At 65.4% G+C, this 25,872-nt stretch carries 24 protein-coding genes, 1 tRNA gene and 1 other RNA gene; 3 read left to right on the plus strand and 23 right to left on the minus strand.

Annotated elements, in window-relative coordinates; translation table 11 throughout:
* Positions 1-23 precede the first annotated feature (23 nt).
* The 6 genes from recR to ACZO3G_RS05865 form a co-directional block, all read right to left on the minus strand.
* The gene (gene recR, locus ACZO3G_RS05840; RefSeq protein ID WP_101550284.1) at positions 24-623 is read right to left on the minus strand and encodes a recombination mediator RecR; all 600 of its coding nucleotides are present in this window, start codon (positions 621-623) and stop codon (positions 24-26) included.
* Between the two features lie 7 nt (positions 624-630).
* A complete protein-coding gene (locus ACZO3G_RS05845) occupies positions 631-978 on the minus strand; it encodes a YbaB/EbfC family nucleoid-associated protein (protein ID WP_101550282.1) in 348 nt (115 codons plus the stop codon).
* A gap of 32 nt (positions 979-1,010) precedes the next feature.
* On the minus strand, positions 1,011-2,621 hold the full coding sequence (dnaX, locus tag ACZO3G_RS05850) for a DNA polymerase III subunit gamma/tau (RefSeq protein ID WP_101550280.1): 1,611 nt from the start codon (positions 2,619-2,621) through the stop codon (positions 1,011-1,013).
* A 60-nt stretch (positions 2,622-2,681) separates the two neighbouring features.
* Positions 2,682-2,779, minus strand: an RNA gene (ffs, locus tag ACZO3G_RS05855) — signal recognition particle sRNA small type.
* Positions 2,780-2,864: 85 nt separating this feature from the next.
* Positions 2,865-3,731 carry a DegV family protein gene (locus ACZO3G_RS05860; protein ID WP_101550278.1) on the minus strand — a complete coding sequence of 289 codons (867 nt, stop codon included), beginning with the start codon at positions 3,729-3,731 and terminating at the stop codon, positions 2,865-2,867.
* A 121-nt stretch (positions 3,732-3,852) separates the two neighbouring features.
* On the minus strand, positions 3,853-5,469 hold the full coding sequence (locus tag ACZO3G_RS05865; protein ID WP_121586190.1) for a peptidoglycan D,D-transpeptidase FtsI family protein: 1,617 nt from the start codon (positions 5,467-5,469) through the stop codon (positions 3,853-3,855).
* Positions 5,470-5,625: 156 nt separating this feature from the next.
* Between ACZO3G_RS05865 and ACZO3G_RS05870 the strand changes: the two genes are divergently transcribed.
* Positions 5,626-6,384, plus strand: a complete 759-nt coding sequence (locus tag ACZO3G_RS05870; protein ID WP_276872059.1) for a hypothetical protein — start codon at positions 5,626-5,628, stop codon at positions 6,382-6,384.
* A gap of 47 nt (positions 6,385-6,431) precedes the next feature.
* Here the strand turns inward: ACZO3G_RS05870 and ACZO3G_RS05875 are convergent, their stop codons facing one another.
* The 13 genes from ACZO3G_RS05875 to ruvC all read right to left on the minus strand — a co-directional run bounded on the left by ACZO3G_RS05875 (position 6,432) and on the right by ruvC (position 19,599).
* Entirely contained in the window at positions 6,432-8,729 is a 2,298-nt protein-coding gene (locus ACZO3G_RS05875) for an ATP-dependent Clp protease ATP-binding subunit (RefSeq protein ID WP_276872063.1), read from the minus strand.
* Positions 8,730-8,850: 121 nt separating this feature from the next.
* Positions 8,851-9,399 (minus strand): CDP-alcohol phosphatidyltransferase family protein, encoded by a 549-nt coding sequence (locus ACZO3G_RS05880; RefSeq protein ID WP_101550272.1) that lies wholly within the window; start codon positions 9,397-9,399, stop codon positions 8,851-8,853.
* Between the two features lie 39 nt (positions 9,400-9,438).
* A complete protein-coding gene (locus ACZO3G_RS05885; protein ID WP_276872058.1) occupies positions 9,439-10,152 on the minus strand; it encodes a CvpA family protein in 714 nt (237 codons plus the stop codon).
* Between the two features lie 135 nt (positions 10,153-10,287).
* Positions 10,288-11,727: a DUF5711 family protein gene (locus ACZO3G_RS05890; protein WP_486846923.1), complete on the minus strand. Its 1,440-nt coding sequence runs from the start codon at positions 11,725-11,727 to the stop codon at positions 10,288-10,290.
* A 25-nt stretch (positions 11,728-11,752) separates the two neighbouring features.
* The gene (gene truA / locus ACZO3G_RS05895) at positions 11,753-12,487 is read right to left on the minus strand and encodes a tRNA pseudouridine(38-40) synthase TruA (protein ID WP_101550266.1); all 735 of its coding nucleotides are present in this window, start codon (positions 12,485-12,487) and stop codon (positions 11,753-11,755) included.
* A gap of 16 nt (positions 12,488-12,503) precedes the next feature.
* Positions 12,504-13,346 carry an energy-coupling factor transporter transmembrane component T family protein gene (locus ACZO3G_RS05900; RefSeq protein WP_276872052.1) on the minus strand — a complete coding sequence of 281 codons (843 nt, stop codon included), beginning with the start codon at positions 13,344-13,346 and terminating at the stop codon, positions 12,504-12,506.
* Positions 13,339-14,208 (minus strand): energy-coupling factor transporter ATPase, encoded by an 870-nt coding sequence (locus ACZO3G_RS05905; protein WP_101550261.1) that lies wholly within the window; start codon positions 14,206-14,208, stop codon positions 13,339-13,341. The genes ACZO3G_RS05900 and ACZO3G_RS05905 overlap by 8 nt, the downstream gene beginning before the upstream one ends.
* Positions 14,205-15,068 carry an energy-coupling factor transporter ATPase gene (locus ACZO3G_RS05910; RefSeq protein ID WP_101550259.1) on the minus strand — a complete coding sequence of 288 codons (864 nt, stop codon included), beginning with the start codon at positions 15,066-15,068 and terminating at the stop codon, positions 14,205-14,207. The genes ACZO3G_RS05905 and ACZO3G_RS05910 overlap by 4 nt, the downstream gene beginning before the upstream one ends.
* Positions 15,069-15,179: 111 nt before the next feature.
* A complete protein-coding gene (locus ACZO3G_RS05915) occupies positions 15,180-16,046 on the minus strand; it encodes a class I SAM-dependent methyltransferase (protein ID WP_101550257.1) in 867 nt (288 codons plus the stop codon).
* Positions 16,047-16,050: 4 nt separating this feature from the next.
* The gene (glmM, locus tag ACZO3G_RS05920) at positions 16,051-17,391 is read right to left on the minus strand and encodes a phosphoglucosamine mutase (protein ID WP_277138566.1); all 1,341 of its coding nucleotides are present in this window, start codon (positions 17,389-17,391) and stop codon (positions 16,051-16,053) included.
* Between the two features lie 34 nt (positions 17,392-17,425).
* On the minus strand, positions 17,426-18,475 hold the full coding sequence (gene ruvB, locus ACZO3G_RS05925; protein ID WP_101550253.1) for a Holliday junction branch migration DNA helicase RuvB: 1,050 nt from the start codon (positions 18,473-18,475) through the stop codon (positions 17,426-17,428).
* 18 nt (positions 18,476-18,493) lie between these two features.
* A complete protein-coding gene (gene ruvA, locus ACZO3G_RS05930) occupies positions 18,494-19,096 on the minus strand; it encodes a Holliday junction branch migration protein RuvA (RefSeq protein WP_276872049.1) in 603 nt (200 codons plus the stop codon).
* A gap of 11 nt (positions 19,097-19,107) precedes the next feature.
* Positions 19,108-19,599: a crossover junction endodeoxyribonuclease RuvC gene (gene ruvC, locus ACZO3G_RS05935; protein WP_101550249.1), complete on the minus strand. Its 492-nt coding sequence runs from the start codon at positions 19,597-19,599 to the stop codon at positions 19,108-19,110.
* A 255-nt stretch (positions 19,600-19,854) separates the two neighbouring features.
* On the opposite strand from ruvC, the gene ACZO3G_RS05940 reads away from it, so the two are divergent.
* A tRNA-Val gene (locus tag ACZO3G_RS05940) sits at positions 19,855-19,930 on the plus strand.
* A gap of 318 nt (positions 19,931-20,248) precedes the next feature.
* Here the strand turns inward: ACZO3G_RS05940 and ACZO3G_RS05945 are convergent.
* From ACZO3G_RS05945 to ACZO3G_RS05955, 3 genes are read right to left on the minus strand one after another with little or no spacing between them, the layout of a single operon-like run.
* Positions 20,249-20,932: a fructose-6-phosphate aldolase gene (locus tag ACZO3G_RS05945; RefSeq protein ID WP_101550247.1), complete on the minus strand. Its 684-nt coding sequence runs from the start codon at positions 20,930-20,932 to the stop codon at positions 20,249-20,251.
* Between the two features lie 33 nt (positions 20,933-20,965).
* A complete protein-coding gene (locus tag ACZO3G_RS05950) occupies positions 20,966-23,368 on the minus strand; it encodes a glycyl radical protein (RefSeq protein ID WP_276872048.1) in 2,403 nt (800 codons plus the stop codon).
* 14 nt (positions 23,369-23,382) lie between these two features.
* Positions 23,383-24,333 (minus strand): ROK family protein, encoded by a 951-nt coding sequence (locus ACZO3G_RS05955; RefSeq protein WP_276872046.1) that lies wholly within the window; start codon positions 24,331-24,333, stop codon positions 23,383-23,385.
* A 200-nt stretch (positions 24,334-24,533) separates the two neighbouring features.
* Here ACZO3G_RS05955 and ACZO3G_RS05960 point away from each other — a divergent pair, with 200 nt between their 5' ends.
* On the plus strand, positions 24,534-25,433 hold the full coding sequence (locus tag ACZO3G_RS05960; protein WP_276872043.1) for a glycyl-radical enzyme activating protein: 900 nt from the start codon (positions 24,534-24,536) through the stop codon (positions 25,431-25,433).
* A gap of 44 nt (positions 25,434-25,477) precedes the next feature.
* On the opposite strand, the gene ACZO3G_RS05965 is transcribed toward ACZO3G_RS05960, so the two are convergent.
* Positions 25,478-25,872, minus strand: a 395-nt coding sequence (locus ACZO3G_RS05965) for a DeoR/GlpR family DNA-binding transcription regulator (protein WP_486846929.1), incomplete at its 5' end; no start/stop codon positions are given.

A 25,872-nucleotide genomic window follows, 5' to 3' on the forward strand; every position in this document is an offset into this window, starting at 1 on the left:
CCGGGAAATAGTCTATGTAGCCGTCAGATTTCGCTGCGCCCCTCGAGCGCGCGGTAGAGCGTCACCTCATCGGCGTATTCGAGGTTGCCGCCGACCGGGATGCCGTAGGCGAGCCGCGTCACCCTGACGCCCATCGGCTTTAGCAGCCGCGCGAGGTACATCGCCGTGGCCTCCCCCTCGACGGTGGGATTGGTGGCCATGATGACCTCTTTCACCTCGCCCGAACCGATGCGCGCGAGCAGCTCCTTGATGTGGAGCTGATCGGGGCCGATCCCGTCCATCGGCGAGATCAGCCCGTGCAGCACATGGTAGAGCCCGTGGTATTCCCGCGTGCGCTCGAACGCCAGCACGTCCTGCGAGTCCTCGACCACGCAGATGACGCTCCCGTCCCGTGCCGAATCGGCGCAGATCGGGCAGAGCTCCCCTTCGGTGAGGCTCTGGCAGACGCGGCATTTCTTGATCTTGTCGTGCGCCTCGGTGATCGCGTCGGCGAACTGCTGCGCCTTTTCGCGCGGCAGGTTCAGCACGTAAAACGCCAGCCGCTGCGCCGTCTTGCGCCCGATGCCGGGCAACCGCTCAAACTGCTCGATCAGCTTGGTGAGCGGTATTACGTTATATGCCATGATCCGCTCAGAACATGCCCGGGACCTGCAGGCTGCCGGTGATCTTCTCCATCTCGGCGGCCGAGGTGTCCTCCACCGTGCGGATGGCCTCGTTGACCGCGGCCACGATCAGATCCTGCAGCATCTCGATATCCTCGGGGTCGACGACCTCCGGCTTGAGGACCAGCTCGCGCAGCTCCTTTTTACCGGTCATCGTCACCTCGACCATGCCGCCGCCCGCGGTGGTCTTGAACTCCATCTCCTCGAGCTCGGCCTGCTTTTTCTTCATGTCCTCCTGCATCTTCTGCGCCTGGCGGATCATGGCGTTCATATTCTGCGGGCCGCCGCCCATACCCTGTGGCAGTCTTGCTTTCATGGTTCCGATTCCTCCAACCTGTTGTTTCCTTTTTATTTCAGTTCCACCGGCACGCCCAGGTCGCTCGCCTTTTTGAGAAGCCCGTCAAGCGGGTCGGCGGAGACTTCGGCAACCGCGTGTTTTTTGGCGTTGTAGGGCCCGAGACTGAACTTCTGCCCCGTCACCGCGAAGATCGCGTCGCGCAGGCTCTCCTTTGCGGCGGGACTCGTGCGCAGCAGCGTGCGGAAGAAGTCGCTTTCGCAGTCGATCAGCATGAGGTCGCCGCTCGTGAAGGCGCGCGACCCGGTCATCGCGCCGCAGAGCGCGCCGTTGTGCCTGCCCAGCTCCGAAAGCACCTTCGCCCAATCCTTGAAAGGCGAAACCTCGCTCTTTCCCTCCGCCTTTTCGGCGCGCTGTTCGGGCGCGGGGCGTGCCCCGGCCGTGGGCGCCGCTGCCGCCGCGGGCGGCTCCGGCGCCGTCCCGCGCGGCGCGTCCGGTTCCGGCGCGCGCGCCGGGACCCCGGTCCTTACCGCCCGTTCGAGCTTCTCGAGGCGCTCGCCCAGCGCTTCCAGTCCGCCGCCCATCTGCTCGTCGCACAGCCTTACGACGGCCATTTCGAGCTCGGTGCGTTTGAAGGCGGTGCGGGAGAGCCTGCCCAGCGTGTCGCCGAGCAGGTCGAGGGAATAGAGAATCCGCGTGAGCGGCAGGTCCTTCGCCTGGGCGCGCAGCCGTTCGAGGTCCTCCGGCGTGCCCTGCACGAGGTCGTCCGGTTCGCGGACGGTCTTGACGATCATCAGGTCGCGGTAGTGGCCGACAAGCTGTTCGCAGAGGCGGGAAAAGTCGATGGAATTCTCGCTGAGCCTGCCGATGACGGCGAGCGCCCCGGAGGGGTCGCGCCCGTTCACCGCGTCGGCGAGGTCGAAGAGGTGGGACTGCCCGGCAAGCCCGGCGGCCTCGGTGACGGTGGAGAGGGTGATCTCCTTTCCGTAGGAGGCGCACAGGTCGAGCAGCGACAGCGCGTCGCGCATCCCTCCGTCCGACAGCCGCGCGATGAGCAGCGCCGCGTCGTCCGCGAGGGAGAGCGCCTCCTCGCCCGCCACATGGAGCAGACGGTCGGCGATCGTGCGGGATTTGATGCGCTTGAAATCGAACCGCTGGCAGCGGGAGAGGATGGTCGGCAGCACCTTGTGGATTTCGGTGGTGGCGAGGATAAAAATGACGTGCGCGGGCGGCTCCTCGAGGATTTTGAGCAGGGCGTTGACCGCGCCGGGCGAGAGCATGTGGCACTCGTCGAGGATGTAGACGCGGTATTTGACCGAGGCCGGGAGGAAATACGCCTCCTCCCGGAGCTGGCGGATGTTGTCCACGCCGTTGTTGCTGGCCGCGTCGATCTCGACCACGTCGAGCACCGAGCCGTCGTCGATCCCCCGGCAGGCGGCGCACTCGTTGCAGGGGTTGCCGTCCACCGGGCGCTCGCAGTTGACCGCCTTGGCCACGATCTTGGAACAGGTGGTCTTGCCCGTCCCGCGCGAGCCGGTAAAGAGGTAGGCGTGGGAAAATTTGCCCGCGGCGACCTCGTTCTTGAGGGTCGCGGTGATGTGCTCCTGCCCGACCACCTCGTCGAAGGTCTTCGGCCGCCATTTGCGGTAGAGCGCCTGGTACATCGATTCCCACCACCTTTCCGTAAGAAGAAAAAAACGCAAAACTGTGTGCCCACATATGCGGACATGCAGATTACCTGCGGCACACATCACAACCGCTTAATGCTGCTCGGTTCCCCGCCTGACATGGTTCACGGCGCTCTGTCGCACAGGACCCGCATACCCGCATGTCTGGGCACACAATGTCTTGCGTATGCTGAACTAGGATATTATAGCACGGTATTGGGAAAATTTCAAGATTGGATTTTACTTGTGCTTGGCGTAGAAGAAGAGCGCGACCGTCCCGGGGCCCGAGTGGGCGCCGATGACCGGGCCGACATAGCTGATCGTATAGTCCTTGAGCCCGAACCGCCGGCACACCTCGTCGGCCACGAACTGGGCGTCGTCGATGCAGTCGCCGTGGCTGATGGCAAACCGGTCGCATTTCTCCGGGTCCATCTGGCGCGCCATGCCCTCCACCAGCCCCAGCAGGGAGTTGCGGCGGCCGCGCACCTTGCCGGTGGGGATGAGCCTGCCCGCGTCGTCGACGTGGAGGAGCGGCTTGATGCCGAGCATCGTCCCGAACACGGCGGCCGTCTTGGAGACGCGCCCGCCGCGGTGGAGGTGGTTGAGGTCGTCCACGGTGAAGAGATGCGCCTGACGGGGGATATCCTCCTTGATCCGCTCGGCGCTCTCGTCGAGGCTGAGGCCCTGCTCCCTGTACATGACGGCGCGCGCCACAAGCATCCCCTGCCCCGCCGACGCGGCGAGGGAATCGAGCACGATGATCCGCTGGGTGGGATACTGGGGCGCGAGCTCCTCGGCAGCGAGGCGGACGCTGTTGTAGGTGCCGGAGAGCGCGGAGGAAAACATGATGCAGAGCAGGTCGCTGCCCGCGTCGAGCAGCGGGGTCAGCGCGCGAACGGCGTCCTCGATGTTCACCTGCGCGGTGATCGGCATCTCGCCCGCCCGCACCATGTCGTAGAAGGCGGGGCGGGAAAGCGACGGATCGTTGCAGGGCCTGGTGACGCCGCCGATCGTGTAAGTCAGTTCCAGCTCCACGATGTGGTTCTCGGCCGCAAACCCCGGGACCATATCCGCGCAGGAGTCGGTAACGATGACGTAAGGATTCATGTGTGTACCCTCCCAACAGGAATTGCCAATTTTCCCCCATTATACCACAGTTCCCGCCCCGGTTCCATACGAAAATGCCCATCCCCGGCGATTTTCTTTCAGGGCGGCGGGGATTTCCCGTCTAGTTTCCCTGCCGCTGCAGCTCGGTGACCAGGATGCCGTCCGCGATCTTGCGGAAGATGGGGGCGGCGGTGTCCTCGCCCGATTTGCCGTCCTCCACGAGCACGACCACCGCGTATTTCGGGGTGTCCGCCGGAAAGTAGCCCGCAAACCACGCGTGTACGACTTCGCTCTCCTCCACGCCCGGCTCCAGGTAGATGCCCGTCTGGGCGGAGGCCGTCTTGCCGCCCGCGCCCACGCCGGCGACCGTCGGCTTGGCCTTGACGCCGCTGCCCACCTCGACGTTGTTGACCAGCGTCTCCCGCAGGATGTCGGAGGTGCGCTTGGAAAAGACGCGGCTGGGGGCATAGGCCGCCGTATGCTCATAGTAGGTCTTTCCGTCGTCGGTGAAGCCCTCGACGAGCCGGGGCGTCACCGCGAAGCCGCCGTTGGCCGTGGTGGACACCATCTGTGCGATCTGGATGGGGGTGGCCGTGAGGGAGCCCTGCCCGAAGGAGAGGTTTGCGACGGCCGCGTCGCTCTCGAGCTCCGCGTCGGAGGGCAGGGTCCCGCTCTGGGTGCGGATGTCGTCGGTGAACTGGGCGGCGCGGGTGAAGCCGATCTCCCGCGCCATCGAGACGATGTTCTTGCCCCCCGTCTCGAGCCCGAGATGGATGAAGAAGGGGTTGCAGGAGATCTCGATCGCCTTCTTGAGGTCGATGTTGCCGTGCCCGTTGCGCCAGTGACAGTAGAAGATATGCCCGCCGACGTCCGCGTACCCCTCGCAGGTATACCGCTCGTAGCGGCTCACGCCGCTTTCGAGCGCGGCGGCCGCCACCACCAGCTTGAAGGTCGAACCCACGTTATACTGCGAGAAGGCGCGGTTGACGAACGGGCTGTCGGGGTCCTGCAGGCTTGCCGCGAGGTCGTTCGCGTCGTAGGCCGGCACCGAGACGGATGCCTTGATGTCGCCCGTGGCGACGTCCATCACCACCGCCGCGCCCTTTTCGACCCCCTTCATCGCCCGCTGGGCGATCCGCTGGAAATCCGCGTCGAGGGTGAGCGCGACGCCCCCCTCGCTCTTGTAGTTGTCCCGCAGCACCTCGGGCGGGTTGAGGGTGAGGGTGTGTCCCGCCGCGTCGAGGGTGTAGCGCAGTTTGAGGCTGCCGTCATACTGCTTGAGCAGGTCGTCGTACGCCATCTCGATGCCCGCCGCGCCGTTCGTCTTTTCCGGGTTGAGGTAGCCGACGATGTGGGGCGCGAGCTGTTCGTCCCCGTAGCGTTCCACCGCGTCGATCATCTCGACCCCCTTGGCGTAGACCTCCTCCTCCACCGGGAGCAGGTAAGGCTTCGTCTGCGAGGCGCCCGCAGGCACCTGCTCCCCCGCCTCGGCAAGCGCGGTGAACGCCTCGGGCGAGGGCTGCACCGCCGCCAGCTTGCGCACCTCCGTGCCCACAAGGGGCTTGAGGTTGCAGTCGTAAATGACGCCGCGCGTGTTGTCCACATCGAGCACGAACGCGCTCTGGGTGTTCGCCGCCGAAGCGAGCGCGCCCCCCATCGAAAGCGCGTACACGCGGCAGATCATCCCCGTAAATATCAGCACCAGCGCCGCATAGACGCCGACCGCCCTTCTTCCCATAAGCCGTCTCCTTTGCCTTTTCGTTACCTCTATTGTTGGCGGGAGACGGCGGATTTTATACGCGCCGCGCCCGCGCGGGAAAATTCCCGGCGGGGCGCAGAAAAACCGGGCTTTTCCGGCACTTCTATGTCAGAAAGATGAAAAGGGGCTGATCCGATGAACCGGACCGTTGCTGTACTGCTCGCATTGACGCTTTTTTTGACCGGCTGCGCCCATCCCGCATCCACGCCGGCCGCATCCTCCGCGCCGGAGTCCGCCGCATTTGGCGCTCCCTCCGCGCCGCCAGAGCCGGAGGCGCCCGAAGCCGGCTCCGGGACGGACGGCGCGTCGTCGAAAGCGGAGACCTCCGCGCCGGCGGCGGTGGCCGACGTGGACGTCCTCCCCTCCGGCATCCGGGACCTCACCTACGCCGAGGCGCTCGCCGACCCCGATTTCGGCGGCTGCGTCCCGCGGGAGCTTGTCGAGGGGTTTGCCGTGCGTGAGGCCCACCGCGGCGCGGACTCCCTCTTCATCAGCTTTGAGCAGGCGGTCGGCAACGCCGATTACCGCGAGCTCGTCCTTTCGGCCTCCCGCGCGGAGCCGGGCGATGGAGAACGCACCGTCGACGTCGACGCGGTCGAGAGCTACGACGTGCACCTCTACGAAATCCCCTGGGCGGACAGCGTGCCCGAAAAATACATGGAAACCTTCGACCACCCCCTCTTTCGCGCGGAGGATCTCTCCCCGCAGGTGCTCGCGCGTCGGGTGTATGACCACCGGGAGCTGGGGGACGAGCACGTGGCCGCCGATTTCTCGGTGCTCTGCAAAGACGGCGTCACGATCCGCGTTATGGCGCGCAACATCGACGCGCTCGCGCTCTTTGATCTGCTCCAAAGCCTGCCCGCCGTGACCGCCGGGCAGGATGCGGCCGGCTGACGGCAGTCAAAAAGCGGCGCTCACCTTCCGGTGAGCGCCGCTTTTGTTTACTGGTAGATAAGCCTCAGACCGCCGTCCTCGACGGCCAGCTTCATCAGCGCGGGGACGTGGTCGGGGTCGTCGACCAGCCGCAGGCTGATGGCGTCCTCGACCTCCTTGCGGATGACGGTGCGCAGGTCGCGCGCGCCGCTGCGCTTGCCGTATGCCTTGTGGGCGATGAGCGCCGCAGCCTCGTCGTCCCAGCCGAACTTGATCCCCTTCTCGGCCAGCGGGTCCTTGAGCTCTCCGAGCATCAGCCCGGCGATCCTGCGGAAATCCCCCTCGTCGAGCGGGCGGAAAACGACCACCTCGTCGACGCGCGCCAGAAACTCCGGCCGCAAAAACTCGGAGAGCGCCTTGAGCGCCTTCTCCTTCGAGGCCTCCCCCTCGGTGCGGTTGAAGCCGAGCGCGCCTTCGCGCCGCTCGCTGCCCGCGTTGGAGGTCATGACGATGACGGTGTTCTCGAACGAGCAGACCCTGCCGTGCGCGTCGGTGATGCGCCCCTCGTCGAGGATTTGCAGCAGGATGTTGAGCACGTCGGGATGGGCCTTTTCGATCTCGTCGAAGAGGACGACCGAATAGGGCTTGCGGCGCACTTTTTCGGTGAGCTGCCCCGCCTCGTCGTAGCCGACGTATCCCGGGGGCGAGCCGACCAGCCGGCTGACCGTGTGCTTCTCCATGAATTCGGACATGTCCAGCCGGATGAGCGGGTCGGCCGAATCGAAGAGCTCCTTGGAGAGCACCTTGACCAGCTCGGTCTTGCCCACGCCGGTCGGGCCGACGAAGATGAAGGAGGCCGGGCGGCGGCGGGCGGAAATCTGCACGCGGGAGCGGCGCACGGCGGCGCTCACCAGCTCGACCGCCTCGTCCTGCCCGATGATCTTCTCCTTGAGCGCGGGCTCGAGCCGGGCCACCCGGCGCAGCTCGGTCTCGCGGATCTTGGCGGCGGGGATGCCCGTCCACAGTTCGATGACGTTGGCGAGGTCGTCCCCCGTCACCGGCTGGGCCAGCGCCCTGGGGCCGACCTCCTTGAGCTTTTCATCGATGACGATCTTTTCCCCGCGCAGCCGCGCGATCGCCTCGTAATCGGGCTCGTCGGTCGACGCCTCGAGCTCCTCGAGCTGCTCGGTCACGTCGCCGTCCTGCTTCATCAGGCGGTCGTACTCCGCGAGGTCGGCGTTGCGCAGCACGGCGGCCGAGCAGGCCTCGTCGAGCAGATCGATCGCCTTGTCGGGCAGGAAGCGGTCGGTGATATACCGCTCGGACAGCACGACGGTCATGCGCGCCAGCTCGTCGCTGACCACCACCCGGTGGTGCTGCTCGTAGTAGCTCTTGATCCCCTTGATGATCTCGACCGACTCCTCAATCGAGGGCTCCTCGATCGTCACCGGCTGGAAGCGGCGCTCGAGCGCGGCGTCCTTTTCGATGTTCTTGCGGTATTCGTTGAAGGTGGTCGCGCCGATCACCTGGATCTCCCCGCGGGAGAGGGCGGGCTTCAAAATATTCGCGGCGTTCATCGAGCCCTCCGAATCGCCCGCGCCGACGAGGTTGTGGACCTCGTCGATGAAGAGGATGACGTTGCCCGCCTCCTTGATGTCCTCGACGAGCCCCTTGACGCGGCTCTCGAACTGCCCGCGGAACTGGGTGCCCGCGATGAGCGCCGTCAGATCGAGCAGGTAGAGCTTCTTGTCCGCGAGGCGGAAGGGCACGTCGCCGCACGCCAGCCGCTGCGCGATCCCCTCGGCGACCGCCGTCTTGCCGACGCCCGGTTCGCCGATCAGGCAGGGGTTGTTCTTGGTGCGGCGGTTGAGGATCTGGATGACGCGGCCGATCTCCCGGTCGCGCCCGATGATCCGGTCGATCTTCCCCTGCTCCGCCTTGAGCGACAGGTTGTCGCAGTAGGCGTCGAGGTGCTTGTATTTTTTTTCGGGGGCGCCGCGCTTATTGCGCGGGGGCTTGGGCTTCTCGCGCAGCCGCGCGGGCGGCTCCTGCGGAAGCTCCTCCTTTTTCGGCTCCTGCGGCACCAGGCCGCCGCCGAGGATGTTTTGCAGAAAGGGCGGCAGCGCCTGCGCGCCGCCCATCTCAAAGCCGTTCTCGCCGTCCGCGCCGAACATATCCATCATCTGGTCGGAGACGCTGTCCAGCTCGTCGTCGGTGATGCCCATCTTCTCCATCAGGTCGCTGACCGGCTTGAGCCCAAGCTCCTTCGCGCAGCGCAGGCAGAGCCCCTCGTTGACCGTTTTATCCCCGTCAAGGCGGGTCATGAAGACCACCGCCAGGCGTTTCTTGCATCTTGTACACATCATATCCATCAGATTTTTCACCTTTTCTCACAAACGGAAATAGAATCTACCAGACTATATTGTATATGCCCGTTGTGAACAACATATTAACGCGTCATAAATAATCATACGATTTTGGTGTAGTTTACCGTTTTTTGGCGGAACGCAGCATCCCCCAGAACATCACCCCGTACCGCAGCAGCGAGAAGAGCATGAAGACGAGCAGCAGCAGGAGCATCGCAAGGATGGTCCCGTCGCTCAGCGACGGGAAGGCCACGATCGTGATCATAATGACGTAGAACATAACGGTCGCGAGCTTGCCGAACCACTTGGCCCCCTCGATGGTGACCCGCTTGCGGTGCAGGCGCAGTCCGCCGACCAGCATGAGGAATTCCTTGAGGATGAAGACCGCGTAGAGCGGCCAGAGGTGCGGCTTCGTAATCCACAGCGCCGCGACGACGGAGGCCAGGGTGAGCTTGTCCGCGATGGGGTCGAGGATTTTGCCGAGCTGGGTGATCTGGTTGCAGCGCCGCGCGATATAGCCGTCGAGCGTGTCGCTGAGCGCCGAAACCCCGAGGATCAGCGCCGCCGCGTAGAATTGCAGCTGCGTCTGCGCGGTCAGGAACCGCCACAAAAAGAGCGGGATCAGCACGATCCGCAGGACGGTCAGCGCGTTCGGAACATTCATTTTCATGGCGGTCAACCCTCTCTCTGGCGTCGGAGGCCAAACGGCTTATGCAAGCTGCCCCAGCAGCGTGGGATCGGCGAAATAGCGGAACAGGAAGGTGTGGCCGATCGTGTCGGCGCGGAAGATCCACCAGCCCTCCGGATAGATGCCCAGCAGCCCCCGCAGCAGGAAGGCGAACACCCACACGAGCAGCACCCCCTCGAGGACGCCCACCGCGCCGCCGAGCAGCGCGTTGATCGGGCCGACCACCGGCAGGTGGTTGACGATCCCCAGCGTGGAGAGCAGGATGTTCGCGATGATCGACAGGATGGAGAAGAGCAGCACGAACCCGATCATACCGATCGCGCTGACCATGAGCGGACGCAGGGTGGCGTCCGCCAGCTCTTCCACGATCCCGTCGGCGAGCGCCTGCGGGTCGAACTCGTCGGGCAGCATCTCCTTCATCGAGTCAAGCCCGCTTTCCAGCGCGCCGAGGCCGTCGTCGAGCGCCGAGAGCATCCCCGCCCGCCCGTAGGAGATGAGGTCCGCCCCGCCGGGTTCACGCGGCGCCTCCTGGCGGTGGGTAATCATCGGCTCTACCACCCGGTCATAGACGACCGGGGCGGCCGCGCGGCTGAAGAAGGAGGCCGCAAGAATGATCGCGACATAGGCGACCATCTGGATGACCGTGCGCAAAAAGCCCTTTTTCGCCGCCGCGTGCGCGCAGTAAACCACGATGGCGACGGCGGCGATATCCAATAAAATGGCTGCAATGTCCATAGATTCCCTTTCCTGCGGCTGTGCGCCCACCGGCGCGGGACGCGCGGCGGGAGCGCCGCAGCAAAAAGCGCTCCGCGCGGGCGTCATGGCCGCTGCGGCCATTATACCAAATCTGCCGCAAATTTACAAATCGGTTCAGCCTCCCGGCGCGAGGTCGTCGTAGTTGAGAAGGTCGCCCGACGGGGCGTCCCCGGAAGGGGCCGCGCTTTCGGGGGCGGATTCCGGCTCGGAAGCGCTTTCAGGCGCCGAATCCGGCTGGAGGTTTTCCGCGTCCCCGCCGCTTTCCGAAGGCGCTTCCTCCCCGGACGGCTGCAAAGACGCCTCCCCGGAAGGGCCGTCGTCCTCGTCCTCGGGGGCGCTTTCCTCCCCGGAGGAGGCGGGCGCTTCCTTGCCGGAGGAGGCGGGCGGCGCGACCTCGCCGATGTCGATGACGTTGATCGCCGTGTCGGTCGTGTAGTAGAGCTTGCCGCCGACCGGCTGGATCTGGCTCAAGCTGTTGATCTGCACCGACGCCGCCATCGCGCCGTCGAAGCCGAGGATGTGCAGACGGTCCTTGGCCATCAGGTAGATGTAGTCGCTGTCCGCCTTGACGCCCGAGATGTTGTAGTCGATGGTAAACCGCCCGACCTCGTTGAAATCGCGGTCGAGGGTCACCACCGAGAGGCGCTTCTCCTTGTCGTAGTTGCCAAGCACGAGCACCAGCCTGCCGTCGGGAGAATCGGCGTAGCGGTCGAGCACCGTCTCGCCGAAGGCGAAGGACGCCGTCTCCCGCAGGTCGCCGTCAAAGAGGATGACCCGCTGGTCGGTCAGCGCGCGGATCGCGCTCGCGCTGCGGTAGTCGACCATCAGGAGCAATTCGCCCGGCAGGTCGACCCGGCCGGTGTCCCCCTCCTGGTAGCTGAACTGAAATTTCCGGATGCTCGAGAGGTATTTGCCGTCCGACGCGTCCACGAACCCGACCGCCATCGTATCGCGGTTGTCGGCCAGCGAGATGCTGATGATCGGCGTATTCCCCGAGAAGCGGAAGATCTCCTCGGCGCCGCGGTTGTAGACGATGACGCGCGCGAGCGCGTCGTTCGCGCCGGTGACGACCGCGAAGTTGCCGTTGGTGGCGAGGTCCGCGGTATGTATCTGGCTGTCGGTCGTGACCGACGAGAGCTGCGCCGACTTGGAGTAGACCGCCAGCTTTTCGGCGCTCGGGTCGTAGAGCAGGATGCGGTCGCGGCCGGTCTTGAGGGTCTGGCTGGCCATGCCGTGCTGCACGCCCAGCATCTGCCCGCCCGAGGAATTGTAGGTGTAGAGGTTGGTGTCGGTGAGCATCACGAGCGCGTCCCCCGCGCTCTCGAGCTCCGTCACCTGCCCGCCCGGCAGAGAGACGGGATATCCGTCGCCCGACGCCATCCCCGCCCGGAGGTCGCTGTAGGCGGTTTTGAGGTCGAGGTCGCCCGCCTGGCGGATGACCGTCACGCAGAGGAAGACCACCGCCGCGAAAAGCGCGAGGATGAAGAGGCTCCGCACCATCCGGCGCCGTGCGCGGCGGCGGCGCACCTTTTCAAGATCGGTTAACTGTGCCATCGGTTTTCCTCCCGTGAAGCTGAAATCAGTAGAATACCGCGTCGAGGTAGAGCCCGTGCGGCGGGGCGGTCGGACCGGCCGCGGCGCGGTCGCGGCCCGCGAGGATGCGGGGGATGTCGGAGGGGGCGAGCGCCCCGCGCGAAACCTCCAGCAGCGTGCCCGTCATGATGCGGACCATGTTGTAGAGAAAGCCGCCGCCCGTGACCGAGAAGGTGACGAGCGCCCCCTCGCGCGCGACCGACGCGGCGGTGATGGTGCGCACCGTGTCCTCCACCGAGCCGCCCGCGCTGCAAAACGCCGAAAAGTCGTGCGTCCCGATAAACTGCCGCGCCGCCGCGTCCATCGCATTTTCGTCGAGCGGGTATTTCCAGTGGAGCGCGAGACCGCTCAGGAACGGGTCGCGCACCGGGGAATTGTAGATCTTGTAGAGGTACCGCTTGCCGGTGCAGGAGTAGCGCGGATGGAACTCCTCCGGCACCTCGCGGCAACCGGTCACGGCGATATCCTCCGGCAGGCGCACGTTCATCGCGCGCACCACCGCGTCGCAGGGGATGCCGCTCTCGGTGCGCAGGGCGAGCGCGAAGCGGTTGGCGTGCACCCCCGCGTCGGTGCGGGAGCAGCCCTTCACGTCGAGCCGCGCGCCGAACACCGCCTCCACCGCGTCCTGTACCACCTGTGCCACGGAAAGCGCGTTTTGCTGCACCTGGAAGCCGTGGTAATTCGTGCCGCGGTAGCGCAGGGTCAAAAGCAGATGGCGCAACCCCGTCACCTCCCCGCTAGACAGAACGAAGCAGCAGGCCCAGCTGCTCCAAAACCCGGGCCCCGTAAAGATTGGAAAGGACGATGAAGACCAGGCAGGCCCCCACGAAGACGGCGCTCCACACGTCGCGCGGGTGGATCTTGAGCTGCTTCATGCGGGTACGGCCTTCTCCGCCGCGGTAGCAGCGGCACTCCATCGCGAGCGCCAGCTCGTCCGCGCGGCGGAACGCCGACACGAAGAGCGGGATCAAAATCGGGATGAGCGCGCGCGCCCGCTGCATGAGCCCGCCGCTCTCGAGGTCGGCGCCGCGCGCCTTCTGGGCCGACATGATCTTGTCGGTCTCCTCGATGAGGGTCGGGATGAAGCGCAGCGCGATCGTCATCATCATCGCGAGCTCGTGCACCGGCAGCTTGAAGCGCTTGAGCGGGTTGCAGAGCCGCTCGATGCCGTCGGTGAGCGCGATGGGCGAGGTCGTGTAGGTCAGCAGGCTGGTGCCCGCGATCAGGCAGACGATGCGCACGCTCATGAATACGGCGGTCTTGACCCCCTCCGCCGTGAGCTTTAAAATCCACCACTGGAAAAGCACCCTGCCGTCGATGAAGAACATGTTGAGGACCGAGGTGAAGACGATGATCGGCACCACGGGCTTTAAGCTCCGCAGGATCATCACCGGCGGGATTTTGGAGATCCCGTAGACGAGCACGAGAAAGAGCACCCCGACCGCGAGCCCCACCGCGTTCTGCGCGGTAAAGAGCAGGATGATGTACGCGACCGTGAGCACGATCTTCATGCGCGGGTCGAGCTTGTGGATGGGGGAGGTCCCGGGGAAATACTGGCCGATCGTGATATCCTTAAGCATGGTTCCCCGCCCCCTTTCCGAGCAGCGAAAGCAGCTCCTCGCGCGCGTAGTCCATCGTGTAGACGCTCTCGCTCACCGGGAAGCCCTCCTCCCGCAGACCCATGAAGATGCGGGTCACCTGCGGCACCGAAAGGCCCATCCTCGTGATCTCCTCCGCGCGGGAGAAGACCTTCGCCACGTCGTCGTACATCGCGACGCCCGAGCGGTTGAGCACGAGCACCTTGCGCGCGTAGCGCGCGATGTCCTCCATGCTGTGGGAGACGAGCAGCACCGTGTTGCCCCGCTCCCGGTGGTAGCGCTTGATCTGTCCGAGGATGCTGTCGCGCCCCTTGGGGTCAAGCCCCGCGGTCGGCTCGTCGAGCACGAGGATGTCCGGGTTCATCGCGAGCACCCCCGCGATCGCCACCCGGCGCTTCTGCCCGCCCGAAAGCTCGAAGGGCGATTTCTGCAAATGGTAGTCGCGCAGGCCGACGAAGTTGGCGGCCTCGCGCACCCGCTCGTCCACCTGCGCGGGCGAGAGCCCCATGTTGACCGGTCCGAACGCGATGTCCTTGTAGACCGTCTCCTCAAAGAGCTGGTATTCGGGGTACTGGAACACCAGCCCCACCTTGAAGCGGTATTCCCGCAGGTTGGTCTCCTTGGCCCACAGGTCGGTCCCGTTGATGAGCACCCGGCCCGAGGTGGGCTTCAAAAGCCCGTTGAAGTGCTGGATGAGGGTCGACTTTCCCGAGCCGGTGTGCCCGATGACGCCGACGAACTCCCCCTGCTCGATCTCGAGGTTCACATGGTCGATGGCCGTCTTCTGGAAGGGGGTGCCGGCCGAATAGGTGTAGGTGAGCTCCTCCGTTTTGATTGCGATCATCTGGCGCCCACCCCCTTTTTGCGCAGCGCGTCCGAGATGGCCGCGACGGCCTCCGCCTCGGTAAGGATGCCGCCCGGCAGGTCGACCCCCGCCTGCCGCAGCTGCCAGCAGAGCTCGGTGGCCTGCGGCACGTCGAGCCCGACCTCCTTGAGCTCCCGCACGTGGGAGAAGACCTCCCGCGGCGGCGCGTCGAAGAGGAGCTCGCCGTCGTTCATCACGACGACCCGCTCCGCCTGCGCCGCCTCCTCCATATAGTGGGTGATCAGCACGACGGTGATGCCGTTTTCGCGGTTGAGGCGCTTGATCACGCTCAAAACCTCGCGGCGGCCCTTGGGGTCGAGCATCGCGGTCGGCTCGTCGAGCACGATGCAGCGCGGGCGCATCGCGATGATGCCCGCGATCGCGATCCGCTGCTTCTGCCCGCCCGAAAGCTGGTGCGGCGCGTGGGTCCTGTACTCGGTCATCCCCACGTCGGAAAGCGACTCGTCCACCCGGCGGCGGATTTCCGCCGGGTCGACCCCCATGTTCTCCGGCCCGAACGCCACGTCCTCCTCGACGATCGTCGCGACGATCTGGTTGTCCGGGTTCTGGAACACCATGCCCACCTGCTGGCGGATATCGTAGAGCTTGTTCTCGTCCGTCGTGTCGATGCCGCAGACGGTCACCTTTCCCTCGTTCGGGACGAGGATCGCGTTAAAATGCTTGGCCAGCGTGGATTTGCCCGATCCATTATGGCCGAGCACTGCCACAAACTGCCCCTCCGGGATGGTAAGGCTCACGCCCCGCAGGACGATATTCAGTTGGTTGTCCTCTTTCGGGTAGCCAAAGACCACCCGTTCCGCGGAAATGATGTCTTCCATTTGGCTGTCTCCTCTTAGATGGTCCGGTTCCCCGGGGGATACCGGCCGTGTGAGCTTGTCTGTTTCTGCGGGCCGCGCCCGCGATGCGTTATCCGCGCGTCCGGACGGCGGTCACGGTTCGCGCGTCCAGACGGCGGTGCTCCCGCAGGGGAGCACCAGCCCCGTCCGCGTGACCGGCAGGCCGATCTCGTCGGCGGACACCCGCCCGCCGAACCGCTCCCCCACCGTCACCGACAGGATGTACGCCATCACCGACGGGGAGAGCCCCGTCGTATAGGAATTGAGCAGGAAAAATTCCGGCGCGTCCGACAGCGCCCCCGCGCAGAGGCTCACGAGGTCGAAGACGCTGTCCTCCAGCTTCCACACCTCGCCGCCCGGGCCGCGCCCGTAGCTCGGCGGGTCCATGACGATGCCGTCGTACCGGACGCCGCGGCGGATCTCCCGCTCGACGAACTTCTTGCAGTCGTCGACGATCCAGCGGACGGGCCTGTCCGAGAGGCCGGAGCGCGCGGCGTTGTCCCGCGCCCACTGCACCATCCCCTTGGAGGCGTCGACGTGGCAGACCTTCGCGCCCGCCGCCGCGCAGGCGAGCGTCGCGCCGCCCGTGTAGGCGAAGAGGTTGAGGACGCTCAGCTCCCGGCCGGCGTTTTTGACAAGGCCGTCCATCAGATCCCAGTTGACCGCCTGCTCGGGGAAGAGCCCCGTGTGCTTGAAGCCGGTCGGCCGGATGCAGAACCGGAGCGGTCCGTAGCCGATCTCCCATTCGGCGCGCGGCAGGCGGTTCACCTGCCAACTGCCGCCGCCGCTCGACGAGCGGTTGTATCGCGCGTTGGCGCGGCCCCACTCCGGACCCTTCGGCGTCTTCCAGATCACCTGCGGGTCGGGGCGGGCGAGGATCACGTCCCCCCACCGCTCCAGCTTTTCGCCGTCCGCCGCGTCAAGCAGTTCAAAGTCCTTCCATCCGGTTGCTGCGCGCATGTCATTACCCCTTTATCACGTCCGCGATCTCCCGCGCGATCGCCTCGATCTCTCCGATGTCCTGCCCCTCGACCATGATGCGGATGAGCGGCTCGGTCCCCGACGCGCGCACGAGCACCCGCCCGTCGCCGCCCAGCCGGTCGTTCTGCCGCGCGATCTCCCCCTGCACCCGCGCGTCCTGCGAGAGCGACGCCTTCATTTCCGGCGTCGCGCGGATGTTTAAGAGGGTCTGCGGATAGGTCTTCATGAGCCCCGCCGCCTCAGAGAGGGGCTTGTGGAAGAGCTTCAGGAGGCTCAGCAGCTGGATGCCCGAAAGCTGCCCGTCCCCCGTGGGCATGAAGTCGCGGAAGATGATGTGCCCCGACTGCTCCCCGCCGATGCAGAAGTCCTCGGCGAGCATCGTTTCGAGCACGTAGCGGTCCCCGACCTTGGTGGCCTTGGTCGCGATGCCGTGCTTTTCGGCGAACTTGAAGAGGCCGAGGTTGCTCATCACGGTGGCCACAAGGGTGTTGTTTTTCAGTTTGCCCTGCTCCTTGAGATGGTATGCGAAGAGGGCGATCAGCCGGTCGCCGTCGACCAGCCCGCCGTTCTCGTCCACCGCGAGGCAGCGGTCGGCGTCTCCGTCGAAGGCGAGCCCCGCGTCGAAGCCACCCGCGCGCACCCGCGCGCAGAGCTCCCCGATGTGGGTGCTGCCGCAGCCGTCGTTGATGTTTTTGCCGTCCGGCTCGGCGTGGAGGATGTCGCAGTCCGCGCCCAGCCCCTCAAAGAGCTTTTTCGCCGTGACGCTCGCGCTGCCGTTGGCGCAGTCGAGCGCGACGCGCAGCCCCGAGAGGTCGCACTCCACGGTGGTCTTGAGGTACTCCACATAGTCGTCCACCGCGCTGTCCGCGCGGCGCACCGTGCCGATCTCCGCCGGGGCCTTGATCGAATAGGGCTTCTCGTGGTCGAGCACGATCCGCTCGATCTCCTCCTCCTGCGCGTCAAGCAGCTTGTAGCCCCGGGAGGAAAAGATTTTGATGCCGTTATATTCATAGGGGTTGTGGCTCGCCGAGAGCATCACCCCCGCGTCCGCGCCGTACCTGGTCACCAGGAAGGCGACCGCCGGGGTGGGCACCACGCCGAGCAGCACCACGTCCGCCCCCGCGCTGCACAGCCCCGCCGCCATGGCGGATTCAAGCATGTCGGAGGAGATCCGCGTATCCTTGCCGACCAGGAAGGTCGGGCGGCGTCCGGTCGCCTCCTCCACCACCATGCCGGCCGCGCGGCCGAGGTTCATGGCGAGCTCGGGCGTCAGGTCGCCGTTGGCGACGCCGCGCACCCCGTCGGTTCCAAAAATTCTGCCCATTCGGTCTTTCTCCTATCGTATGTAATCGGTCCGCTCAGCCGAGCGTGAGCTGTCCGGGGGCGTCCTCCCCCGGCATTTTGAGCCCGAGATGCCCGTATGCCAGCGCGGTGGCGCACCGCCCGCGCGGGGTGCGCGCCAGAAAGCCGAGCTGCATGAGGTAGGGCTCGTAGACGTCCTCGAGCGTGATGGCCTCCTCGCCGACCGCCGCGGCCAGCGTGTCCAGCCCCACCGGGCCGCCCGCATAGTTCCTGATGATCGTCTCGAGCATCCGGCGGTCGGTCGTCTCGAGCCCGAGGTGGTCGATCTCCAGCCGGTCGAGCGCGATGGCGGCGATCTCCTTGGTGATCCTGCCGTCCCCCATCACCTGGGCGAAATCGCGCACCCGCTTCAAAAGCCGGTTGGCGACGCGCGGGGTGCCGCGGCTGCGGCGCGCCAGCTCAAACGCCCCTTCGGGGTCGCATTCGACCCCGAGGATCCCCGCGCTGCGCCGCACGATCGTGCAGAGCTCGTCGGCGGTGTACAGCTCCAGCCGCTGGATCACGCCGAACCGGTCGCGCAGCGGCGAGGTGAGCTGCCCCGCGCGCGTCGTCGCCCCGATCAGCGTGAAGTGCGGCAGGTCGATGCGGATCGACCGCGCCGACGGGCCCTTTCCGATGATGATATCCAGCGCGTAGTCCTCCATCGCGGGGTAGAGCACCTCTTCCACCGCGCGGGACAGCCGATGGATCTCATCTATAAACAGTATATCATTTGGCGCGAGATTGGTGAGTAACGCGGCCAAATCGCCCGGTTTTTCGATCGCCGGGCCGCTGGTGACGCGAATATTGACGTTCATCTCGTTGGCGATGATCCCCGAGAGGGTGGTCTTGCCCAGTCCCGGAGGGCCGTAGAGCAGCACGTGGTCGAGCGGTTCCCCGCGGCCCTTCGCCGCCTGGATGAAGACCCGCATGTTCTCCTTGACCTTCTCCTGCCCGATGTACTCCCCAAGCGTCCGGGGGCGCAGGGAGAGCTCGATCTCGCCGTCCGCCGGGGTATACTCCGGCGCGGCGATGCGGTTTTCAAAGTCCATCTCGTTGTCGAACATCCCCGATGCCCCCTCCCGTTATCTGCCGCCCGAAAGCGCCTTGAGCCCGTGCTTGATCAGTTCGTCCACCGGCGTGTCGGCGGCCATGCCCGCCAGCGCGCACGCCGCCTCCGACTGGCTGTAGCCGAGCACGCACAGCGCGCTGACCGCCTCGCTCATATTGGTCGTCTCGCTGCGGAGCTGCGCGGCGACCTCCTGCATCCCCTCGGCGAGCCCGTCCGTCCCGAGCTTGTCCTTGAGCTCGAGGATGATCCGCTGGGCGACCTTCGGCCCGATGCCCGGCGCGTTGCGCAGGCTCTTCGCGTCGCCCGACGCGACCGCCAGCGAGAGCTGGTCGGGCGTCATGTCCGAAAGGACGGCCAGCGCCGACTTGGGCCCCACGCCGGACACGCCGATCAGCATCTGGAAGGCGGTCCGCTCCGCCTGGGTATAGAACCCGTAGAGGTCGAGCGCGTCCTCCCTTACGTTCAGGTGGGTATAGAGGGTGACCTCCCCGCCCGCCGGCGGCAGGCAGGAGAGGGTCGTCATCGTCGTCATGCACTTGTAGCCCACCCCGCCGCAGCTCACCACCGCGAGATAGGGCTCCACATGGATCAGCTTTCCGGTCACGCAGTAATACATCCCCGCGCCTCCTATCGGTATTTTGCAAGCAGCGAGCCCGCGCAGTGCGCGTGGCAGATGGCCAGCGCCAGCGCGTCGGCGGTGTCGTCCGGCCGCGGGACCTTTTCCAGCCCGAGCAGCCGGCGGGTCATCTCCATCACCTGCTGCTTTTCGGCCAGCCCGTAGCCGACCACCGACTGCTTGACCTGCATCGGCGTATACTCGTATACCGGCACGCCGCGCTGCTGCGCCGCGAGCAGGATCACCCCGCGCGCCTGCGCCACGTCGATGCCGGTGGTCTTGTTGTTGGTAAAGAAGAGCTGCTCGACCGACATCGCCGCGGGCGGGGTCTTGTCGAGCACCTGGCAGAGGTCGCCGTAGATGATTTCCAGGCGCGCCGGAAACGCCATCCCCGCCGGCGTGGTGATCGCGCCGAAGCGGATGGGCGTAAATTTCCCATAGGCATAATCGACCACCCCGAAGCCGACCGTGGCGTAGCCGGGGTCGATTCCCAGAATTACCATGACGCCCTCCTGTACATGCCAAATCAATTTATTATATCACATTCACGCACCGGCGAACAAGTGCTTTTCAGTTGGTTTTGACAGTGCGAAGGGGGCAATTTTTGACAGAACTGCACAATAAATCCCCCGGATTCCCCCCACACTCCTTGTCGATTTCCACGGTTTACAAATTTTTGCGCCAATTTTGAATTTTTCGCTTGCATTTTACCGAGAATTATATTATAATAACAAAGTCGCTGATAGAGACGACGATATGGACGGTTAGCTCAGCTGGTAGAGCACCTGCTTGACGTGCAGGGGGTCAGGGATTCGAGTTCCTTACCGTCCACCAGGGGTGCTGTCCGGGCAATCGCTTGGGCGGTACTTTTTTTGCTCTTTTTTAATTTCCATTTTTCTGGATATCACAATATATTTGATTTTTTCTCCCGATTTTCCACGAATATGACTATATACAGAATTGTAAATTTATGGTATACTAAAGGCGCAATCAAAATAAACCGTTTCCCCACAGAGCGTCCGCCTTTCCCGGCGGGCGTTTTGCTCTTCCCTGCCGCACGGCCCAAAACGCCTCCGCCGGGGCTGGAAAAATCGACCGCGGCGGAAAAAAGCCCGGCTGCCTCTGGCAGCCGGGCTTTTATGATCGTGCGGTTCAGATCGTCGACATCGTCTTGCCCGCGCCGTGGATCGCCTCAAAATCCTTCCGGAAGCCGTCCACCGCGCTGTCGATGCTGGTCATGCCCAGCCCCAGGCGGATGATGTCGGCGCCCACGGTGGCGCCCTGCGCGCCGCTCGCGTAGGCGGAGACGACCTGCGCGGCGTTCTTGAAGCTGGCGGCCAGGATCTTCGCGCCGCTGCCGCTGCCGTCGATGAACGCGCGGATCTCCGCGATGACCCGCGTGGGATCGGTACAGTTATTCTCCATGCGGTTAAAATAGACCGCGATGTACTTCGCGCCCGCCAGTACGGCGAGCATCCCCTGCATCGTCGAATAGATCGCCGTGGCGGTGACGTTCACCCCCCCGGCGGAGAGCTTTTTGATGGCGGGCAGGCCCGCGGCGCTGACCGGGACCTTGATAAAGGTGTCCTTCCCGAGCTGATCGAGGATGTGGCGCGCCTCCTCCAGGATCGCGTCGGTGGCGGTGGAGACGACCTGCACATGCAGGCTGCGCTTTTTTCCGCAGAGCGCCTTGATCTCCCGCAGGCGGGCGTAGACGTCGATCCCGCCCTCCTCCTTCAGGATCGTGGGATTGGAGGTCACGCCGACGACCGGCCAGCTGTCCAGTCCCTCCTTCAAATCTTCCAGATTCGCGGTGTCAAGCATCAGTTCATACATATTGAAAACTCCCTTTCGGTCAATTGATCGGCGTTACAGGGCCTGCTCGGTGCGCTCGATGATGTCGTCCTGCGTCCTGCGCGAGAGGACGTTGAAGAAGGCGCTGTACCCGGCCACCCGCACGATGAGATCGCGGTGGTTTTCGGGGTGGGCCTGCGCGTCGAGCAGGGTGTCGCGCGAGACGACGTTGAACTGCACGTGGTAGCCGTGGAGGCGGTTGAAGAAGGTGCGCAGCAGCAGGACCAGCTTCTCGCGGTTCTCCTCCTTTTGGAGCATCTGCGGGGTGACCTTCTGGTTCAGGAGCACGCCGCCCGTGATCTCCTCGGTGGGCAGCTTGGAGACGCTCTTGAAGACCGCCGTCGGGCCGTTTCTGTCGGCTGCGTGGCTCGGGGAGCACCCCTCGGCCAGCGGCTCGCCCGCCCTGCGGCCGTCGGGGGTCGCCAGCGTGCCCGCGCCCTGCGGGACGTTGGCCGAGATCGAGCTGGTGCCCGCGTAGTAGATTCCGCCGATCGGGCCGCGCCCGTACCGGGTGTTGTGGTATTTCTTCATCTCGTCGATGTAGACATTGTAGGCGTCCACAACGAGGTTGTCAACATAGTCGTCGTCGTTGCCGTACTTGGGCGCGGCCTGTAGGAGCGCCCGGATGCGCTCGTTTTCCGGTCCCTCGAAGTTCTGTTCCAGCGCCTCCCACAGGCGCGCCGGGGTGACCGCTGCGTCCTCGAAGACGACCTTTTTGACGGCGGCGAGGCTGTCGGCCAGGTTGGCGATGCCCACCTGCAGGTCGCTGATGAAGTCGTAGACCGCGCCGCCCTCCTTCATGTTGAGGCCGCGCTCGATGCAGTCGTCGGTGAGCGCGCTGCAGAGGATGTCGGCGGTGTTTTCCTCGAGCACCATGTCGCAGGTCGCGTCGATGACCGTGCACTGGCGGCACATCTCGCGGATAACCTTGTCCCAGCAGGCTTTCACCTCGTCGAAGCTCTCCATATCGCGGAAATGCCCCGCCCCCTCGCAGAGTCTGGTGCCCGACGCGGGATCGACGCCGTCGTTCATCGCGATGAGCAGCGCCTTGGGGAAGTTCAAAAAGCTCATGCCGGTGCAGCGGTAGCCCCACTTCCCGGGGACCGCCGTCTCGACGCAGCCGATCGCCGAATAGTTGTAGGCGTCCTCCGGCTTCACTCCCTTGGCGATGAAGGAGGGGATAATCACCTCGTCGTCGTTGAAGGCGGGCATTCCGAACCCACAGCGCACCACCTCGACGCATTCGCGCATGAATTCGTCGGAAAGCCCCCTGTGGTAGCGCACGGTCAGGTTGGGCTGGGTCAGGCGGCACTGCGCCACGCTCCGGAGGATCAGCCGGCTCATCGGGTTGGTCGCGTCCCGCCCGTCGGGGGTCTGGCCCGCGATCGTCACGTTCTGGTAGAGGGGGCTGCCCGCGCTGAACTGGGTGTGGCTCCACGAGCGGATCTTGTTGATCGTGTAGGTCTTGAGCCAGAGGTTGCAGAGCAGCTCATCCGCCTGCGCCGCGGTGATCCTTCCGGCGGCGAGGTCCGCCTCGTAGTAGGGGTCGAGGTACTGGTCCATCCTCCCGTAGGAGAGGCTGTGGCCGTTCGATTCGATCTGGAGCACGAGATGGGTGAGCCAGAGGGCCTGCACGGCCTCCCGGAAGCTCTCCGCCGGCCCGTAGGGCACCTTGTTGAGGATCCGGCTCATCTCCAGGAGCTCCGCCCGGCGGGCTTCGTCCGGCTCCTCCTGCGCCGTCCGGAAGGCGAGGTCGGCGTACCGCCTGGCGAAGGCGCGCACCGCGTCCACCACGATGACGACCGCGCGGTAGAAATAGCTCTTGTGGATATTGCGGTAGTCGGTCAGGTCGAGCGCGGCGAGCTTTTCCTCCGCGCGGCGCTTATAGTCCCCGAGGCCCGCCCGCAGCATGTCGCCGTAATTGACCGCGCAGTGCGCGTCGCCCGAGGTGATGTTGCCCTCCGACTTGATGATGCCGAGGTCATAGTAGAGCCTCGAGTGGGGCGGGAAGGCCGCGAGACCCCTGTCGAGCACCGTGTTGTGCTCCCAGAAGGGCGCGATCTCCCGCAGCTTCCGCTTATTCTCCTCCGTGATGTAAAAGACGTCGCCGTCCCGGCGCTCGAACTCGTCGAGCTCGTCGATCACCCACGACATCGCGTACTCGGGGAAGATCGGCGCGCTGCGGTTGCTCGACGCCTGGTTTCCGGCGATCAGCGTCTGCGGCTCGATGAAGATCGACATGCCCGCAAGCACCTCGCGCAGCATGGTCGCGCGCTTGAGGGCGAGCGGCTGGTCCTGCCGCTCGCGGTAGACGCGGGTGGTGATCACCGCGCGCTCGACACAGACCTGCGGCTTCGCGTTCAGCAGCTCCTCGCGGAAGGCCGCCATGCGCGGGGTAAGCTCTCCAAAATAACTCATATCGGGTTCTCCTTTCAATAGAACAGCTCGGCCGCGCCGATGACGCCGAAATCGTGTTCAAGCTCCGCCATCTTGAAGTAGACGGGCATATCGTTGTGATTATAGCCGTCGAACACCTCGCGCACGCGTCCGAAGAGCAGTTCCCCAAAGCCGGTCAGCCCGCCGCCGAAGATGAAGCAGTTGATGTTGAGGGTCACATAGAGGTTATAGAGCCAGATGCCCAAAAACTTTGCCATCTGCCCGAGCGCACGCAGCGCCATCGCGTCCCCCAGCCCGCACGCCTGCCGGAGGTGCACCGCCGTGATCTTTTCCGCCCCGCCCGCCAGCTCGGCCATGACGGTCGGTTCGCCCGCCGCGATCCAGCTTCGGATGTGCCGGACGATCATCGAGCCGGAGCACCAGCTCATGAGGCAGCCGCGGTTGCCGCAGCCGCACTCGATCCCCTCGCCGGGCGTGACGATCATGTGCCCGCTCTCCCCCGACCAGCCGTACCGGCCCCGGAAGAGCCTGCCGTCGATGACGATGCCCGACGAGATGCCGGTGCTCACCGGGCAGTAGACGATGTTCTGGAAGCCGCGCCCCGCGCCGTGGCGGAATTCCGCCAGCGCACCGGTGTGGGAGTCGTTGTCGAGCAGCACCCGCGCGCCGCCGAGCTTCTCCATCAGGTAGGCGCGCGCCGGGAAGTCGCGGATCTTCGTCAGGTTGGTGGTCTTGACGATCCGCCCCTCCTCGAAGAGGATGAAGGAGGGCATCCCGATGCCCACGCCGCGCAGGTTTCCCGGGGAGATCCCCGCCTCCTCCATCAGCTCCCGCACGTTGGCGGCGACGCCGTCGAAAAACGCCTCGGGGGAAAGAGAATCGTCCGATCGGCAGCGGCGGCGCGCCACGATCTGTCCCGCGCCGTCAAACACGCCGTACGCCGTCTTGGTCCCGCCCACGTCAACGCCGATCACATACTGTTCCATGCGGCCGCTCCTCCCCGCTGTCAAGTGTATTCGTTCGTAAGTCTTTAACCATTCGTTTGCAATTTCATTGTAGCAATCCCCCCGGGAAATGTCAATTGTATTTCTGTACAAAATATTATAATATTTCATTCGTAAGTTTTTGTTTACTTTTGGGCTTCCCCGTGCTACAATGGAGCCAGACAAACGAGGGGGGCGTTCCCATGGGCGAGAAGCGCCTGATTTTCAATCTCCAGAAGTTCAGCCTGCACGACGGGCCGGGCATCCGCACCGTCGTGTTCTTGAAGGGCTGCCCGCTGCGCTGCGCGTGGTGCGCCAACCCGGAAAGCCAGAGCCCCGACATGCAGATTCTGTGGGACGGCGGGCAATGCCTGCGCTGCGGCGGATGCGCGCGCGCCTGCCCGCGGGGGGCGGCCGCGCTCGGCGCCGAAGGGGTGCGGATCGACCCCACGGCCTGCGTGGGGTGCGGGGCCTGCGTGCGTCAGTGCCCGGCGCGGGCGCTCTCCTGTGAGGGGTCGTGGAAATCCGCGGAGGAGGTGCTGCGCGTCTGCATGCAGGACCAGCCCTTCTACGAGGAGAGCGGCGGCGGGGTGACGCTCTCGGGCGGCGAACCGCTCATGCACCCCGATTTCTGCGCCGCGCTGCTCGGGGCGCTGCGGGAGCGAAAGGTCCACACCGCGATCGAGACGACCGGGTACGCGCCCGCCGCCGACTTCGACCGGGCGGCGGCGCTCGCGGACCTGCTGCTCTTCGACGTGAAGCACTGGGACGAGGCACGGCACGTCGCGGGGACGGGCGTCTCCAACCGCGCGATCCTCGACAACCTGCGGCGGGCCGCCGCCTCCGGAAGGGAGGTGCTCCCCCGGATTCCGGTCATCCCCGGCTATAACGACGCGCCTGCGGACGCGGACGGCTTCCGACGCCTTCTCCGGGAGGCCGGCCTTTCGCGGGTGCAGCTGCTCCCCTTCCACCAGTTCGGCGAGAAAAAATACGCCCTGCTCGGGCGCGCCTACGCCTATTCCGGTGCGGACGCGCTGCACGAGGAGGATTTGGAGGACTACCGGCGGCGGTTCCTCGACGGCGGGATCGACGCCTTTTTCTAACGCGCAAACGCCCCGGGCGGCCAACGGCCGTCCGGGGCGTTTTCTTATTCGTTTGCCGGCACCGTGTGCACCGTGACCGCGCGCGCCTCCAGTTCATGGCGCGCTTCGGGCGGGATGCCGTCGTCGGTGATCACCGTCCGCGCCTTCTCCGCGAGCTGGAGCGGCACCACGCCGTGGCGCCCGAACTTGCTGCTCTCCATCAGCACGACCACCTCCTCCGCCTGCGCGGCCATATCCCGCACCGCCTGCGCCCGCAGGTGGTCGCTGTTGGTGAAGCCGCCGCGGCTCGCGTAGCCGTCGGTGCCGATGAACAGCCGGTCGACGCAGAAGTTTTCCGCGCACTGCCGCACAAGCGGCCCCACCATCACCTGGGCGTCGTTCTGGTAGACGCCGCCCAGCAAGATCACCTTCGCGCCCGGCTTCCTCCGCACGTACCCGG

The organism is Anaerotruncus sp., from assembly GCF_057433415.1.

What these genes read in the sequence shown, in the direction of transcription:
- ruvB (WP_101550253.1), bottom strand. Translation starts at nt 18,475, where the DNA reads ATGTTCGACAACGAGATGGACTTTGAAAACCGCATCGCCGCGCCGGAG.
- dnaX (WP_101550280.1), bottom strand. Translation starts at nt 2,621, where the DNA reads ATGTACCAGGCGCTCTACCGCAAATGGCGGCCGAAGACCTTCGACGAG.
- ACZO3G_RS05890 (WP_486846923.1), bottom strand. Translation starts at nt 11,727, where the DNA reads ATGGCACAGTTAACCGATCTTGAAAAGGTGCGCCGCCGCCGCGCACGG.
- ruvA (WP_276872049.1), bottom strand. Translation starts at nt 19,096, where the DNA reads ATGTATTACTGCGTGACCGGAAAGCTGATCCATGTGGAGCCCTATCTC.
- ACZO3G_RS05875 (WP_276872063.1), bottom strand. Translation starts at nt 8,729, where the DNA reads ATGATGTGTACAAGATGCAAGAAACGCCTGGCGGTGGTCTTCATGACC.
- ACZO3G_RS05865 (WP_121586190.1), bottom strand. Translation starts at nt 5,469, where the DNA reads ATGGGAAGAAGGGCGGTCGGCGTCTATGCGGCGCTGGTGCTGATATTT.
- ACZO3G_RS05860 (WP_101550278.1), bottom strand. Translation starts at nt 3,731, where the DNA reads ATGAATCCTTACGTCATCGTTACCGACTCCTGCGCGGATATGGTCCCG.
- ACZO3G_RS05960 (WP_276872043.1), top strand. Translation starts at nt 24,534, where the DNA reads ATGGGCGAGAAGCGCCTGATTTTCAATCTCCAGAAGTTCAGCCTGCAC.
- ACZO3G_RS05955 (WP_276872046.1), bottom strand. Translation starts at nt 24,333, where the DNA reads ATGGAACAGTATGTGATCGGCGTTGACGTGGGCGGGACCAAGACGGCG.
- ACZO3G_RS05945 (WP_101550247.1), bottom strand. Translation starts at nt 20,932, where the DNA reads ATGTATGAACTGATGCTTGACACCGCGAATCTGGAAGATTTGAAGGAG.
- ACZO3G_RS05915 (WP_101550257.1), bottom strand. Translation starts at nt 16,046, where the DNA reads ATGCGCGCAGCAACCGGATGGAAGGACTTTGAACTGCTTGACGCGGCG.
- ruvC (WP_101550249.1), bottom strand. Translation starts at nt 19,599, where the DNA reads ATGGTAATTCTGGGAATCGACCCCGGCTACGCCACGGTCGGCTTCGGG.
- ACZO3G_RS05950 (WP_276872048.1), bottom strand. Translation starts at nt 23,368, where the DNA reads ATGAGTTATTTTGGAGAGCTTACCCCGCGCATGGCGGCCTTCCGCGAG.
- ACZO3G_RS05885 (WP_276872058.1), bottom strand. Translation starts at nt 10,152, where the DNA reads ATGGACATTGCAGCCATTTTATTGGATATCGCCGCCGTCGCCATCGTG.
- ACZO3G_RS05880 (WP_101550272.1), bottom strand. Translation starts at nt 9,399, where the DNA reads ATGAAAATGAATGTTCCGAACGCGCTGACCGTCCTGCGGATCGTGCTG.
- ACZO3G_RS05845 (WP_101550282.1), bottom strand. Translation starts at nt 978, where the DNA reads ATGAAAGCAAGACTGCCACAGGGTATGGGCGGCGGCCCGCAGAATATG.
- ACZO3G_RS05910 (WP_101550259.1), bottom strand. Translation starts at nt 15,068, where the DNA reads ATGGAAGACATCATTTCCGCGGAACGGGTGGTCTTTGGCTACCCGAAA.
- recR (WP_101550284.1), bottom strand. Translation starts at nt 623, where the DNA reads ATGGCATATAACGTAATACCGCTCACCAAGCTGATCGAGCAGTTTGAG.
- ACZO3G_RS05905 (WP_101550261.1), bottom strand. Translation starts at nt 14,208, where the DNA reads ATGATCGCAATCAAAACGGAGGAGCTCACCTACACCTATTCGGCCGGC.
- ACZO3G_RS05900 (WP_276872052.1), bottom strand. Translation starts at nt 13,346, where the DNA reads ATGCTTAAGGATATCACGATCGGCCAGTATTTCCCCGGGACCTCCCCC.
- glmM (WP_277138566.1), bottom strand. Translation starts at nt 17,391, where the DNA reads ATGGGCAGAATTTTTGGAACCGACGGGGTGCGCGGCGTCGCCAACGGC.
- ACZO3G_RS05870 (WP_276872059.1), top strand. Translation starts at nt 5,626, where the DNA reads ATGAACCGGACCGTTGCTGTACTGCTCGCATTGACGCTTTTTTTGACC.